This window comes from Ignavibacteriales bacterium (assembly GCA_026390595.1).
Taxonomy (GTDB): Bacteria; Bacteroidota; Ignavibacteria; order UBA10030; family UBA10030; genus UBA9647.
In genome coordinates, this window is sequence record JAPLFQ010000003.1 from 63,637 (window position 1) to 80,355 (window position 16,719).

The 16,719-nt window shown below is 52.3% G+C and carries 7 protein-coding genes; all 7 read right to left on the bottom strand.

Translation table 11 applies throughout. From position 1 onward, the window contains the following. Positions 1–115: 115 nt before the first annotated feature. On the bottom strand, positions 116–1,261 hold the full coding sequence (locus NTU47_00230; protein MCX6132208.1) for a galactose mutarotase: 1,146 nt from the start codon (positions 1,259–1,261) through the stop codon (positions 116–118). A 754-nt stretch (positions 1,262–2,015) separates the two neighbouring features. Next, positions 2,016–3,005, bottom strand: a complete 990-nt coding sequence (locus NTU47_00235; GenBank protein MCX6132209.1) for a hypothetical protein — start codon at positions 3,003–3,005, stop codon at positions 2,016–2,018. A 147-nt stretch (positions 3,006–3,152) separates the two neighbouring features. Then, positions 3,153–4,412, bottom strand: a complete 1,260-nt coding sequence (locus tag NTU47_00240) for a hypothetical protein (protein ID MCX6132210.1) — start codon at positions 4,410–4,412, stop codon at positions 3,153–3,155. Positions 4,413–4,431: 19 nt separating this feature from the next. Beyond that, positions 4,432–5,298: a PEGA domain-containing protein gene (locus NTU47_00245; protein MCX6132211.1), complete on the bottom strand. Its 867-nt coding sequence runs from the start codon at positions 5,296–5,298 to the stop codon at positions 4,432–4,434. Positions 5,299–5,300: 2 nt separating this feature from the next. Beyond that, positions 5,301–5,831 (bottom strand): hypothetical protein, encoded by a 531-nt coding sequence (locus NTU47_00250; protein ID MCX6132212.1) that lies wholly within the window; start codon positions 5,829–5,831, stop codon positions 5,301–5,303. Positions 5,832–5,894: 63 nt separating this feature from the next. Beyond that, entirely contained in the window at positions 5,895–6,464 is a 570-nt protein-coding gene (locus NTU47_00255; protein MCX6132213.1) for a hypothetical protein, read from the bottom strand. An 81-nt stretch (positions 6,465–6,545) separates the two neighbouring features. Further along, positions 6,546–16,697 carry an SUMF1/EgtB/PvdO family nonheme iron enzyme gene (locus NTU47_00260; GenBank protein MCX6132214.1) on the bottom strand — a complete coding sequence of 3,384 codons (10,152 nt, stop codon included), beginning with the start codon at positions 16,695–16,697 and terminating at the stop codon, positions 6,546–6,548. Positions 16,698–16,719: the final 22 nt, after the last annotated feature.

Consider the following 16,719-nt stretch of genomic DNA (forward strand, 5'->3'; position numbering starts at 1 on the left):
TCGACTTGCCACAAAGTCACCAAGGCACGAAGAATATCTTTGACTTTTCGTTACTTTCAAGATCCTTCGTGACCTCGCGCCTTGGTGGCACGACTTTTCGACTGGACTGCTGGATCTATTTCGTCGAGAAACGGTAGACCGTTGTCGATGTATAGGGCTGCCCGGGGTTCACGACCGTCGAAGGGAACTGAGGCTTGTTCGGAGAATCCGGGAAATGCTCTGTCTCGAGACAGAAGGCGCACTGACGATCGTACTTCTTCCCCTCTTTTCCAACGGGCATAGCGCGGACGAAATTCGGTGTGTAGAACTGCAGACCGGGCTCGGTGGTCAGAACTTCCATCACCCGTCCCGACGTTTTCTCATAAACTCTTGCGGCGAGTCCGAAGGCATCGACAGGCTTGTTCAACACCAAGTTGTGGTCGAACCCTCTCCTCCTTTTCAGCTGACCGAAACTCTCCTCCATCCGCACGCCGATGGCGGTCGGGACAGTGAAGTCAAGGGGGGTGCCATGCACACTTTTCAGCTCGCCTGTCGGGATCGATTCGGAATCAACGGGTGTGAAACGATCAGCGTCAATGAATAACTCGTGGTCGAGGATACTTCCGTTTCCTGCCCCGGCAAGATTAAAGAAGGAGTGGTTCGTGAGATTCACCACAGTCGGTTTGTCCGTTGACGCACTGTATTCAATCTTCAGCTCGTTGCTGTCTGTAAGCGAATACACAACCCTCACTAAGAGATTGCCCGGATACCCTTCCTCTCCGTCCGTGCTCAGATAATTCAAGACCAGCGAGTTCCCCAGCCCGCCCTCGGACTCGTTGACACTCCAGACGACTTTGTCGAATGCCTTCAGTCCACCGTGGATGTGATTGGCCCCGTTGTTCCTTACAAGCGTGTACTTCATTCCGTTCAGCTCGAACATCGCCTTCGCGATCCTGTTGGCGTACCGGCCCATCGTTGACCCGAAATGCGGGGCATCGTTGATGTAGGTTATCAGCGAATCGAATCCAAGGACGACATCCGCCAGTTTCCCGTTTCGATCCGGGACAAACAACGCGAGCAGCGTCGCTCCGTAGTCCGTGATCCGAGCCTCCATGCCCGTCTTGTTATGCAGTGTGTAGACGAAGGAGTCTCTTCCCTCCAGAGTCTTGCCAAAAGGTCTTTTGGAGACGGTGAGTCTCTCCTGCGCTCTTCCGTTCCAAGATGCCACAAGTAAAGCGAAGAGCAAAGAGACCAGTGTTCTGATAACGATTGATGTCTTCACGGGATATTTCCTTGGTGTAGCTCAGCTTGGTCGGTTGTGTCTCATCAAAACTTCATCCGCGTACATAATAGTAAATTCAAATTGAAATCGATAGTTGTGTTCTTTGTCAACAATCGGAGTGAAACGGAGGCGGGGCTCATTCGTCTCGGGGTATTTGCCACCTGTCGTCAACAACGGCGATTGTCGTAAAAGAAAAAAGCCGATCACTATCGTGGGCTGCTCCCTAAAACACAAATGCCAATCGACTCTTCTGAGAAATCGATTGGCACCGTTGTCCCTGAACAAGAAAAGCCGACCCAGCAACGGATCGGCTTTTCATTCTACATTCTGACTTCTGCATTCTACATTCTTTTTGTACCCCCAACGAGATTCGAACTCGTGTACCGAGCTTGAAAAGATTCTGAAAGTTAAAGAACGTCCAGCAAATTCAGCACAATTCTCAGCTCACGATTCGATCGTTGTTAGCACCTCTTAGCAGATAATCCAACTGCTAACACGTGGATTCATATCGAAGTTACGGAAACCCGAATTCTCTCGCAAGTCTTTAAGCCTAGGTCATGTCACTCGATACCCGGCTTGTTGCAGGTTCAAATCCGGGGCCCACTACTCACGGCAGTTGCAACCTTTGAAAAATCGTTCGAATTTGTACTGTAGCCGGATATTCGGTTCCGATGAGTACAAATCACGGAAGGGCCTCAATATCGAAGTAACGTCGTAATTCTAGCCAGGATGGACTTCTGAAGAGGGACAGGTTCTACTCAAATTTGATCACATCAAAATCATAAAGCGACACATACGATCCGTCCTCAAACGGATTCGGTTGCCACGTCCGCACGTGGATGGTTGGTTCTTTCGGGAGCCGAAAATCGACCATCAGGAACAGATACCCTTTGTCCTTGTAGGTCGAAGATGCCCATTGCTGCCAGCAGGTGACGCCGTATACTTCGGGAATTTTTTCGTGCTGGAGAATATTGACATCATCAAACCGCACGCTTATAAATGAATTATTCTTGAATGCCTTATTCTTGAGACCGTCGAGATACTCTCTTTTTGTCTGCTGGATGAGTTTTACCTTGGTGGAAGAGAGCGACGATCCTCTGAAGACATCGTCCTCGCGTTTCTTTTCCTGCAGTACACTCCCGACTATGATAAGAGCTTCATCTGAGAAGACTTTCTCCAGGAATTCACTGTTCTTCGTGTTGTAGGCCATTCGGAATTCTTCCAGAAAGTCCAGAATTCTGCCGCGCATGATCGAATCCTGCGGTGACTTCGCGGCGGAGACAACAGACTGAAAGTCGTAGTTCGGCAACATACTGCGCACAGAAACTATCTGCCCCGACCTCGAAAAAGTGAAGATCAGATTCTGGCTATCGCTGGCTTCGGTTTGACCCAGATCAACCTTTACAGTAAGGCTTCTGACATCGTAGAATTGACCGTTTTCTCTGACGATGAGCAGAGGGGAATATTGTTTTCGGGCTGTGTAAGCTTTGTTCTGCAAGACGAACTGTTTGAATGCTTCCAGCGCCTCCGCGGAAAAATACCGCTTGAGTATGTTGATGTCCCCCGTTTTCTTTTCCAGTTTGTTCATCTCCAGCAGAACAGTCTCGATCGTGGTCTCGAATTGCTTTTTGAGTTGAGGCACATCATCGCCACCGATGAGGGACACTTTTGGCTTCACCTGGGCAACCGACACGCCGCAGAGAAGCAACAAGGTGAGAACAACCACTGATTTGATTTTTTCCATTGAATCTCCGGTTCATAGTCCATGACGATCAAGTCGGGCGACGAAAAGCTCCTGACAAGCCTTCATCAGATGACGATATGAATCCCCGCCTGCATTGTTGCCATCAATGTTGGCGGGCCCCGAGATAGTCGGGGCAAGCAGGTCGCCCTACTTCAAAATCTCAATCCACGTTATTCTCTTGCCACCATACCTCTTCATGTCGATTTCATTGCCCGTACGAGCATCAAGGTACTTTTGATCCTTGACCACAAGAAGCGCGAGGACCCCCTCTGGACCGAGAACGAGTCCGTACAACCCCTGAAGCGATTCGAAGTCATTTGCATTTCCCAGTATGATCCTGTTTCGCCTGGCCAGACTGTCAAGCTTGATCCGGACGGCGTTGAAGTTACTCCCCACGGCGAGTATCTCCTGCAGAACAGCCGGCAATACTTGCTGCGGTCGGGGCCGGGGGGGCTCAACCGGAGGCTTCTCCTCTTTTGGCGGCGGAGGTATCGGCCCAGCAGGAAGCACAATCGTGATTTTGCTCGGCAGCGCATTGGCGCTCATGAGTGAATCGGCGGCACGCGTAAGCTCATCCATCTCTTCAACCGATCGGTAGTCAATCCCGACGACAACTTCACGTTCCCGCATATCCTTCTTGGAAAAAAAGAACGTGAGCTTGGTCCTTCCGTCTTTGACATCCGCTTCTGTTTGCCCCATGCCGTCATAGTACTCAAAATGCAGCGCATCGACCGGTTTGTTTTTGACCTGCATACGGTATTGCCAGACTATGGATTCGTCCTCGATCAGCTTTTCGGGCACGAACTTCAGTTCTCTGAGAATCCTGTCGAAGATGTTTGAGATCCCGCTGTGCACATTTGCGTAAAGCAACGGTGTGGTTGCGTCGAGACGCACCGAAAAGCTCAGTGTGTCTGGATAAAGCTGGCTCAGAAGCAACGCCCAATAGAAATTCTTGAGGGCGGCACCGAGTCTCACCGGTTCACCCTGAAGCTCCCGCTCTCCGATGGCGATCAGTTCCTGAATTCTCTGCCTACGAATCTCGAACATTTGCTTCACAGCAGATTTCGGAATGTACTTGACCACCCTGAACAACCCCTCTGGAGTAATCTTCATTATCTCTCTGACGTCCTTGAGGTCGGTGATAGAGCGGGTGATAACCCTGGAAACCGTGCTCTGTTCGAGCTGTGCATTTGTCTCGGCCGACCGATTTTCAAACGACGAAGAAATCAACACCTGAATCTCCTGCGTCAGGCCGTTAAGAGCATAGGCGCGGGCTCTGTCGAGGTTTCTGTCAATCCCGACGGACGAGTAATACAGGGAATCAGGTATCTCTTGATTCTGCGCGAGAGAGAGTTGTACGCTTCCAAGAAATACGGCAAGCACAGAAAAACGGCGGAGCCAATCCATAGAATTCCTGATATTGGATTTATTGAGTGATCTTGAGCATCACCTTTTCTCCGGCAGGCACGACAACAGTGGTGTCACGCCGGACAGATCCTGAAAACTGGAAGTTGAACGTATGTCGTCCCACCGGGATTTCGATCGGTTTCCCCTTCTCTAACCGCTGAGCACCAAGCATAACTTGTCCTGCCTGCGTTGCATCAATCTCGATGTAGCCGAAGAGCGCGGTGAGGCGGATACTCTCGGTGACCGTCTTGTCCTTTTCTATCGTCACGATGGTCTCCTTCGTCTCATACTTGTCCCTCGACAGCGTGATTCGGTAGAGACCGGCGGCATAATTCCTGAACTCATGCGGCGTCGTGCCCTTGAAATCCGGCAGGCCATCAATCTGAATGATGGCGCTGTCCGGCTGCGACCTCAGGATCAAGGTTCCCTTATCGGACGTGGATAGCTGGTTTTTCACAATGCCGGAAATTCTCATTTCGTAGACCCGCTTGCGGGCGTATGCCCGGGCCGGAACTTCGAGACGTTGGAACCCGACAGCATCGAACTTGAGGATGTGCGTGCCATACGGAAGCCAGATTTCCCAATACCCTGAAGATTTCTGATCGACCTTGATGATTTTTCTGTTGCTCTCAATAATGAGGTTCGGAACCTCCGAATGCACAATGATAAGCGCTTTGTCATCGTCACGGATAACCCGGATACTCTCCCACAACGAGTCGACCTTCATCACACCATTGAGGTATGGAGCCGCCGCAGCTGATTTTGCACTGGGGCTGATGAGACCTCCGGATTTACTTCTCCCGCTGACGGGCTGAGCCGAAAGCTGAAGAATTGGAACCGAAAGAATGATAGCAAGTAATGTAGCCATGCGCTTCGCCGTCTTCATGGTCAACTCCCTCCTGACGGTCTGCCTACGGGGGCTGGAAACCCGGTGTCCGATGTCGCTGAAGTGCTTGCCTTGGTCCCCAGGAGGTAGGCGGCGGCGGCGGCAGCAGCGGCAACTACACCTCCAATCCAATAGATAAGATTCGAACCTGGTGAATAAACCTCGGCTTCGATCGTGAAATAGTAATCAGATCCTTCTAACCCTCCCGGAAACTCCGTCAGAAAGTCCCAAGTTATTTGTTTGTTCGCCCCCGCATACACTCCATCACCAACATCTCCGTTGACTTGCCGTGGGACATAGACAAATGTTGAATCGCTTTCCTTTCGAAGGGATATGCGAGTCCGATAGGTCTCTTTTTCCATACCCTCGAGATCATAGTTGACTGCAATACGGGTCCCGACCAGACGAAATGAGACATTGGTCACTTTGATCCCTTCGGCCCCTCTGGCCAGCTGATACGGTGCAGCCTCAAGAATGAGGAGCCCGACAAGCAAGTAACAAACATGCCTGCAATGCTTGAGAAATTTTACCATACGAAGCCTCCCATAAGCATACATTGATTTTCTGTCAAATTCCCTGCTTTCACTTTTCAAATGCTATTTTGATTTCAGCTTTGCGATTCCTTTATCAACCAGTTGCTTGAATGCGGACAAAAGCTCGATCTTCAGTGATGCGTAATCGCCGTTGTTTGGAGCCATCCTGTAGTAGCCGCTTTGTTCTTTACCAATGTGCGTGAATCCGATTTCAAACCCATCATGCGTGCGATACGTGACGTCTGAAAATGGTTTTTCCTCATCGCTCGATCTTGTCGAGTACTGAACCATTGTATTGAGAGCATTCGACAAATCCGTCAACTCGTTAACATCGATGAAGAATACGCCGCCAGAGGATGAATTCTTGCGCTCAGTGGTAAGCCGAAGCGCCTTGATGAACTTGGATCGATCTGCAAGGTAACACGAGTAGGCTGTCTCGAATTTGATGCTTTCATTCATTGTCGATTCAAGCTTACCCAATTCTGCATATTCGATCAGAACGACTTTCCCCGGTCGTTTTTGAAATTGTTGAATCTTCTGCTGGACCGGCAGTGTCACGACAGTGCTGTCCTGCGCCGCAGAAAACGAAACGGCAACAAAGACGGCGATTGCGGCGCTGAATAACGATTTCATGATCGTGCCCCTTCCTATAAGTGATATTGCTCCTCAGAGCCAACTACTATTCGCGTGTTGTTCACCCACACCCCCTCATGATTATCGTGTCACGAGCATTTTCCCTTGCAGCATTTTGTGGTTATCGATCAATGCCCGATAGAAGTAGACACCGCTGGAAACAGCATGTTGCCGATCGTCCTTGCCATCCCATTTCAGCCAATGTACTCCCTTGGTGAGTACGCCTCCATACAGGAGTCTCACTTGTCGCCCAAGGATGTCGTAGACCATTATCGTGATATCTGTCGCAGCAGGCAGCCTAACGGGAATGAACGTCTCGGGGTTAAACGGGTTTGGATAGTTCGGCCCCACCGAAGTCTCCGTCGGCAAGAGCTTTTCCATCTCCTCGTCTATGGTCTCCCGTTTCCCAATAAGTATTTCAAACGACATCTTCCCCTTCACCATCCCGAAAGTGTACTCGTTCTTCTGCTTGAGATTCACTGTCACTCCCCGCTCTTTGTCGACCAAGAATACGTCCTCCGTTTGCAGGATGCTCTGCACTCCCTTGGCAGTGATCGTCCGCTCGTCGAACAACTTCCCTTGCACTGTGAACTCCCATTTCTTCAGGTGGTTTGTTTCCGCTTTGATGTCCCTTCCGAACTCGACATATGTATTGTCCCATTCGGGTCTGTCGAAGTAGAGGCCCGACTTCTCCAGCCTCCTCGGCATCCGCTGGTCGTATCCATCCAGACCATCCTTTGCTTCTCGTTCAACTCCAATCTCGATCGTTTCACGTCCTACATCTCTCGTCTCACCGACTTGCTTCTCCGTCTCACATCTCACGTCTGACGTCCTACCGCCAGTACTAACCTCGATATACATCCTCCACCCACTTTCCGCACGCTGCTCAAACTCTGTCAACTTCCCGAACGCGCTGCTGAAGGGTACTCTGAGTGTATTGAGGACTGGGCTTGGCGTACCATTGAAGAAGTAGTAGCCCGCATAAGGATCAAATGTGGCTGAGTTGTTAAAAGCCCCGTTGAAGCTGTAGATTGATCCCATGATACCGTTCGTTGTCTGTATCCTTGTCCATGGTATTGATTTGTCAAACGGGTTCGTGATCAGGTTCCAGCCCGATCGCACCGCTATCTCTGCTTCCTGTATTGCATTGAGGGGCGCGGAGGGGACTGTCCTGGTGATACTGAGAGGGTTCTTCGAGATAATCCAGAATGCCTTGCCTGCACTGAACTTGAAGTCTGCGCTGCCGTCATAGCGCTTCAGGTAACTACTCGCTGCTCCATTGTCCCAGACGATCTCCCAATCCTCGTTCTGAATTCCTGAGACGATGTCCTTGGCGAAGATATCGCTCGAGCCAGGCAGGCCAATCAACCGATACTCCAGTGCCGTATACTCATTGGCTTTCGCTTTTGTAGCGAACGTAAGGCTGGTGCTCAATGGCACCGTTGGAGTATATGCTGGGATCGTCGTAAAACTCCACGGAGGCGAGTATGATCCATACCCTCCCTCGTTCTTGGCCCTGACTCTCCAGTAGTAGATGGTATTGTTCTGAAGGGGACTCAACCGCTTTGTTGTAGCGGAGAGAATTGTGTCATCCAGCAGAAATGGTGCAAAGCTGGAATTAGCTGAGACCTGGAGGTGATAGCCTGACGCTTCAGGTATCGATGACCAGGACAGCGTTGGACTTGTTAAAACACCTGCCTGTGCATTTGTTGGTGAAACGAGGTTTACGGCAGAGGGTGCCGCAACGATAGTTGTGAAGCTCCACGAACTTGAGAATGGCCCATACCCCGCATCGTTCTTCCCACGGACGCGCCAGTAATAAAGAGCGCTGTTCTGAATCCCTGTCAATTGTCTTGACGTTGCTGTCAGCGTAGTATCGTCAAGAATTGCTGTCGTAAACGAAGAAGTAGTAGAGACCTGAAGGTGATACGATGTTGCTGCAGCCAACGCACCCCATGTACACGTTGGCGTGATCGGAACTGACACCGCCGAGTTCAACGGGGATGACAAGCTGGCCGTTGACGGAAGAGCCACGATGGTTGTGAAGCTCCAGGTTTGTGAATACGGGCCATCGCCTGCCCCATTCTTTCCTCTCACTCGCCAGTAAAGCGTTGTATTGTTCTGCAACATTCCGATTTGCTGCGATGTCTGCACTAAGGTCGTATCGTCAAATATCCGAGACACAAAAATCGGCGATGTCGACACCTGCAGCTGGTATTTCGTTGCATCTAAGAGTTGGCTCCAACTCAATCTCGGATCTACCGGAACTTTTTGCGCTTGATTCGCTGGCGACAAAAGTTGCACAGAAAGAGCGGGCGGTGCTGCAGGCTGTCCCCCCGTGTTAGTCGCAAACGACCAGATCGCCGAATAGGGACCATAGCCACCGTCGTTTTTGGCCCTGACCCGCCAGAAGTAGAGCGTGTTCGTTTGCAGGGGACCCACTTGTCTCGCTGTGTCAACGATAGTCGTGTCATCGAATACGCTTGTCGAGAAACCTGATAATGTTGAGAGCTGGACATGGTAACTTGAGCCTCTTGGAACACTTAGCCAACTCAACACTGGAAACACCACTATGCCAGTCGCCCCCTGCGCAGGGCTCGCGCATATCACGGCAGAGGATGGTGCTGCCGTAATCGTCGTGAAACTCCACGTGAGAGAGTATGGCCCGTACCCTGCACTGTTCCTGGCTTGTACCCTCCAGTAGTACCTGGTTTCGTTGGAGAGCGTCATCAACTGGCGAGAGGTGGATGTCAGCGTTGAGTCATCAAGAGCGAGCGTCACGAATGTGACAGATGTTGACACCTGCAGATGATAGGTTTCGGAACCCACAACCTGACTCCAGGTCAGGACAGGACTGACCGATGTACCAGATGCGCCGTCGAGTGGTGAAGAGAGCACGGTGATGGCTGGAAGTGGCAGAGAAGCTGTGAAGGACAGAATCGCTCCCTTTTGCATGCCGGCACTGTTCTGGCCCACTGCCAGGTAGTAATATGTTGTGTTCGGGATCAATCCTGTCAGACTCGCCGTTATACCAACGGCACTTGTGCCCGAGACGATCGACTGTGACGCCGTTGCGCTGAAGGTCGATAGGGTGCTGCTCGTTCCCCACTCGAAATACGCTGTTGCCGCCAACCCATTGGGATTGACGCTGCCGCTCACGGTGGCAGAATTCGATGAAACGGCTGAAGCGGCAGTCGTCGAAACGGATGGCGGAAGTTGTGCAACTGGTGCAGTTACTGATTGGACGCAACGGAATCCATTGACGCCGCCGCGGTTCACCGGAGCGAAGTTGAAGATGTACCGCCAAGTCGCACGACAGCCGTCGTCAACGTCGCCAAAATGGCCACCCCGAAGCACACGCCATATGCCAGACACCGGTCCCTTCGGATCTGTCTGCGCAGCATTCGAATAAGCTCCATACCAATCCCAGCACCATTCCCATACGTTGCCGCTCATGTCATACAAGCCAAGTTCGTTTGCTCCTTTGGTTGACACAGGATGCGTGTTGTTGCCGGAGTTCGACAGACACCACGCAACGCTGTCAATCATACTGCTTCCGCTATATATGTACCCTCGCGATTTTGTTCCCCCCCGTGCTGCGAATTCCCACTCGGATTCAGTAGGCAGCCGGTAGCCGTTTGCCGTCCATTTGACCGCATCGGCAGCGAGATCAAGCTCACCCGTGCGGTACACGGTCGAGAGCGTATTGCTTGCGTAATAAACAGGCGTCGACCCATCTTTCTCTGATCGGGCGTTGCACCATTTCAGAATATCGTACCAGTTCACCTCTATGACAGGGTGATTCGTTGTACCCGTGTAGCCGTTTCGCCCGGCAACCAGGTCCGAATAGCCATGCGTCAGGCCCCAGTTGCGCACATCCGTCCACTTCTCGTAAGTGATTTCAGTCTTGTCGATGTAAAAAGCGCTCAATGCTACCGGGTGGGCCGGCGTTTCGTCAGCGTTGCCGGTTGTGCTTCCCATCTGAAACGTGCCGCCGACGACCTGAATTAAGTCCGGAGACCCGAGTGGCCAGCCTCCTTCGTGGTACAGCGTGTCAATCTCCGCTGCACTCAATGTGCGGCTGTAGATCCGGATGTCATCGAGTTGTCCGTTGAAATACCCATACGTTCCCCCGCCAAATCCACCGACATGGTTCGGATATACTCCCGCCTTTCCAATTGAAGGATGGACAATATACGAACTTGTCAAACCGGTACGGACCAGTGATCCATTGAGAAAGAGCGTGGGCTGCTTATTCTTGTACACCACCACAACATGCGTCCAGCCTGAGATGGGTCCAGAATACGAAAGGAGTACCGGCATGTATTCAGCAGCATGCTCATACACCGACACTCCATTGGTCCCTGCAGAAATCCCCATTCCGGCTTGCCCGATTCCAAACCCGGTACCGTGGGTTGGAAAGATGACGTATTTCTGGCCCTCGGTTCCGATTCCACCAACAACCGATTCGGCATCGATCTCGTGAGGCTGGGTGGGTTTGATCCAGATACTGACCGCAAAGTTGTCTTGAACAGTCGTGAGGAGCTTATCACCATCTATATAGCTGTTAACTCCATCGAATGCGTACGAACTGTTTGCATTCCCGAATCTGTCCGTCGCCAGCGTTGCACCATGGTTAATGCCGTTGTTGCCATTTCCTGAACCGTCATTTGCGTTGCCACTGAAAGGATAGAACGCCACGACCGACAGATCGCCAACGACGGTCACTCCGGTCGAAGAACTCTGAGCTCCTTCAAATCCTGTAACATCGACCGCACTTACTTTGTAGTAGTACCGAGTACCTAAGGAAACGCCTCTGTCGTTGAATCCTGTTGAACTCGTTGAGTCGATCAACGAGACATTCGTTGAGTCAGAACCGCGGTAGATTCTGTAGCGCAGCATCGGCACTGCGCCGCCACCGTTTTGCCATGTGATACTGGTCGTTGTGCCCGATGCAACAGCAGTCAGATTCTTAGGTGGAAGCTGAAGGTTGAACTGCTCCGGAGAACGTGCTATGTTGGAGATGCGCACTTCATCCATGAGGCCCCGAAATGGGAATGGAGCTCCGCCCTGAAATCCGAGATATAATATTCCTTCGTTGTCAGCACTGCCGGGGAATTCAACGCCAGCAGATTGGTCCAGAACACCGTCTACATACAATTGAAGCGTCGTTTGTGAAACCGCCACCGCGAGGTGATGCCATTTGCCATCGCTGATCTTGCGAATCCCTCCTCCGAGGCCGCTGTTGCCAGCTTCGCCCGAAAAGGCGGGGTTGTTGTAGACCGCAAACACTGGCTCACCCGTCTGGTTCAATCCAGTAATCCAACCCCTCATGCTCGGCGGTACGCCTCTCTTGTGGTGGGGCGCACCGGAGGGAGGAAAACCAAGGGTATTCAACCACGCCTCGATTGTGTACGAACCCGTTCCAAAATTCAACGCTTCTGAGTGAGGCACATCGATCTGCTCCCCAGAGGAGTTCCAGCTTCGCGCCTTGCCAAGTCTACCATTTACGACTGTCGTCCCGTTGGCCGTGCCGTCGTTGCCATAGCTGCTCGCATCGCTCACGGTCGAACCGCTGGTTTCATTCATGTGAAGAAGGAGAACGGTGTTGGCATCGGGCGAATACTCGCCCAGCACTCCGGCAGTCGTTCTGAAACTTGTTATTGCACCCTTCTGCACGCCCGCGCGATTCTGTCCCACCACGCGGTAATAGTATGTTGTATTTGGACTGAGCCCGGATAGATTGGCAACAAGAGAGACGGCACTGCTGCCCGATCCAATCGATTGCGTGGCAGTCGCACTCGAAGTGGAGAGAGTGCTGCTTGTTCCCCACTCGAAGTAGGCAGTAGTCGCCAACCCATTGGGATTGACACTGCCGCCTACTGTCGCCGAATTTGATGACACTGATGATACCGACATCGTCGAAGCAGTTGGTGGGAATTGATCGATGGGTGCGCTTTCTGTCTGGACGCAACGGAACCCAACGTCGCTGCTGCTCGAGATCGGTTCGGGGAAGCCGCGATAGGCCACTCGACACTGCCGATCGATAAGATTGAATGAACCGCCCCGCCACAAACGGTATGTGCCGGAAGCCGGTCCCTTCGGATCCGTCTGCGGAGCACTCGAATATCCTCCGTACCAATCCCAGCACCACTCCCATACATTGCCACTCATATCATACAAACCAAGCTCGTTTGCTGCTTTCGTTGATACGGGATGAGTATTGTGGCCCGAGCTCAAAGAATCCCATGCCACTGCTTCGATAGTGTCGCTTCCGCTATATATACACCCCTTCGATTTTGTCCCTCCTCTTGCAGCAAATTCCCATTCGGCTTCCGTTGGCAGCCGATACCCGTTCGCCGTCCATTTCACTGCATCGGCGGCAAGATCAATCCGACCCGTGTGGTATACCGTACTAAACGAGTTACTCGTGAAATACACAGGCGTCAACCCGTCTTTTTCTGAACGGGCATTGCACCATTTCAGTATATCATGATATTTTATCTCAGTCACTGGATGGTTCGTCGCGCCGTTGAACCCATTTCTCCCTGCCACCAAGTCTGTATAGCCGTGCGTCAGGCCCCAGTTTTGCACATCCGTCCACTTCTCGTACGTAATCTCGGTCTTGTCAATGTTGAATGCGCCAAGTGTCACTGAATGGACAGGGGTTTCATCAGAGCTGCCCGTTGTGCTTCCCATCTGGAATGTGCCACCGGCAACAAACACCATAGCGGCATCTCCCTGGACACAACGGAAACCAGTGTTGCGGTCGCGGTCGTACGGATTGCGGTTGAATCGAACGGCCACATGACAGTACTCGAGGCCACCGCCGCTAACTTCGAACGAACCTCCCCGCTGTACACGGTTTGTCCCTGAAGCCGGTCCTTTCGGATCTGTTTGTATCGAAACGCTATACGCGGCATACCAATCCCAACACCACTCCCAGACATTTCCGCTCATGTCATACAAGCCAAGCTCGTTCGCTGCTTTCGTTGACACTGGATGAGTATTGTTGCCCGAGTTCGTGGAAATCCACGCCACGGCGTCAATAGTGTCGCTACCGCTGTACGGACGCCCCTGCGATTTCGTTCCGCCTCGCGCTGCGAATTCCCATTCAGCCTCTGTCGGCAGTCGATACCCATTTGCTGTCCATTTCACAGCGTCGGCTGAAAGATCAAGCTGCCCTGCGCGATAGACGGTAGTGAGCGTGTTGCTTGTGTAGTACACAGGTGTTAACCCATCTTTCTCAGAACGAGCATTACACCATTTCAGCATGTCGCACCAGTTTCCCTGCGTCGCCGGTTGGTTGACGCCTGCACCGCTGTAGCCGTTTCCACCTGCCCCCAGATCCGGATAGCCGTGGGTCAATCCCCAGTTGCGCACGTCCGTCCACTTCTCATACGTAACCTCGGTTCTGTCGATATAGAATGTACCAACTGTTACCGTATGAACCAGTGTTGCGTTATCGCCCGTAGTGGTTCCCATCTGGAATGTGCCGCCGGCAACTTGAACAAGGTTTGAAGGATAAGGTGTTGCCGCCGCGGCATGACTCTTTGCCCCTTCGAATCCCGTAGAATCGACTGCACTCACACGATAGAAATATCTAGCTCCGGATTTTAAGCCGGAGTTGGCGTAGGACGGAGTTGATGTCGAGTCAATCAGCGAGACATTGGTCGAATCCGCGCCGCGGTAGATCTTATAGCGCATCAGGGGCACTGCGCCTCCGCCGTTTTGCCAGGTGAGGTTGATCGTTGTGCCAGAGCCAACTGAAGTCAGGTTCATCGGTGGAAGCTGGAGATCGAACTCCTGCGGAGCACGTGTGCGATTGGAGACTCTTACCTCGTCCAGCGAGCCATTGAAATTGCCAAGACTCAATGCACTCGAGTTTGCGAGGCTTCCCTTGCTGGATATCAATGAGCCGTCGAATATGCCATCTATGAAAAGTTGAAATGTGTTTCCACCTCGAGTGACGGCAACGTGATGCCATTGCCCATCATCAACGCGCGACGTGGAGAGAAATTGATCCAGTGAGCCTCCATTGAGATCGCCGAAGCCGAAATACAAATGGCCTGATGGAACCTCCGTAGCCATCTTGAAGCCAGGGCCTGTCTCATTTCCTTCCCATTTGTAGACAAAGCACAGCGGATCGGTTGGCCCTGGCGTCAGAGTTCGTACCCACGTCTCAATCGTGAAGTCACCACTAAACGAAAGCGTTGCCGAGGGCAGCACTGAAACATTTTCATTCGGGACAAACAGCCGGGCTTTCCCAAATCTCCCCACTACGATCGTGGTTCCCCTCGCTGTGCCATTGTTTGCAGGCGTCGACGCATCGGCGACCGCAGAGCCGGTGGTTTCGTTCATGTGGAGAAGGAGAACGGTGTTGGCATCCGCTGAATATTCGCCAAGCAGACTCAACGATTTGGGAGTCGAATCTACACCTCGGAACACACCGCCGCCTCGAGTCCCAGCGAGAACATACCCTGCGGCATTGATTGCAAGTGACCGTACATCGGTGCTCGGAAGACCGGCGTTCAAGCTAACCCAGTTTGCACCATTGTTGGAGGAGAAGAATACGCCACTTCCTTCAGTCCCTGCATACAGGTTCCTCCCGCCGGTCCCGCTGGAGCTGCGACTCAACGCAATTGCCTGCACATTATTATTCGTCAGGCCGGTGTTGGCCGCGGCCCAACTTGATCCCTTGTCGGTCGAAACATAAACACCTGCCCCACCCTCTGTCCCTGCAAAAATGTTAGCGCCATCGATGGCAAGTGCGTTGATGCGATTCCACGACAATCCAGTATTGGCTTCTGACCAAGTGCTACCCTTGTCTGTTGACACAAAAACGCCTCCGCCATAGGTTCCCGCGAAAAGCTTTGTGCCACTGACTGCGAGCGATCGAACAACGAGATTCGTCAATCCGCTATTCCGCTGTGCCCAACTTGTCCCATTATCGGTAGATATAAATATGCCGCCGCCACCAGTGCCCGCGAAAACGTTCGCATCGACAACCGCCAGCGAGTTCACGGAAGTGTTTGTCAGGCCGGAGCCCCTGCCCGCCCATTGCTGGCCGTTGTTTGAAGTCACAAAAACACCGCTCCCATTGGTCCCCGCAACGAGAAAGCCTCCGCTCAGAGCGAGAGCGCTGACTGAACCATGTATCATTCCTATCTGGTTCCAGGTAGTTCCATGATCTTTGGAAATATGCACACCGCCACCATCAGTGCCGGCGCAAAGACTTGTGTCAGAAGCGGATATAGAGAAGACGGTAGCACCGTTCATCCCGACGACAGCTTGTGTCCAGGTCGTTGCACCATCGGTGGAACGAAACACGCCGCTGCCAAGAGTCCCAGCATAGAGACTCGTCCCATTTGCGAGAAGGGAAGAAACGCTAGTTTGCCACAAGCCCAAATTGACACTTGTCCAGCTTGATCCATTGTTGGTGGAGAGATAGACACCTCCACCGTTTGTCCCTGCATAGAGATTGCTCCCTAGGACGGCCAGTGCGGATGGATAACCGTTTGTCAGTCCGGTATTCACTGGTGTCCAGCTACTACCGCTGTTTGTCGAAAGAAACACACCATTACCATAGGTACCCGCGAAGATATTCGCTCCGATGGCCGCGAGAGAGCAGATGCGCTTGATCGACAGCCCCGAATTGAATTGAGCCCAGGTTCCCCCATTGTTGGTGGAACGAAATACCCCGCCCGTGTCAGATGCCGCGAAAATGCTTGACCCGCTGATAGCGAAAGCAAGGATAGTTGTGTTCGTCAACCCAGTTTGATTCCAGCTCGACCCATTGTTGGTGGAAACGAAGACCCCACTTCCGCCAACGCCTGCAAACAGATTTGTGCCGCTCACCGCAAGAGCACTCACAACGATGTAGGACTTGCCAAAACCATTGTTGACAGTAGTCCAACTGCCACCATCGTCTGTGGAAAGTAGAACGCCAGAGCCTTCTGTTCCCGCAAAGACATTCCTGCCATTGACGGCGAAACAGTACACGTAGTCATTCTCCAAGCCGACATGCGACCAGCTCGCTCCATTATTCGTGGAACGAAAGATACCACTGACGGTCCCTGCAAAGATGCTCGAGCCACTGACAGCAAGTGACCTTACGTCTCCACCGATGGGCCCATTCGTCTGCCGCCAGAAATCCTGGGCAAACAATTGAGCCGACCAAAGGACACCAAGCAGCCCGATCACACTCATTTTGCCTGGCCGGAAGAATATCATTTTGCTCCGATTCACATTCATT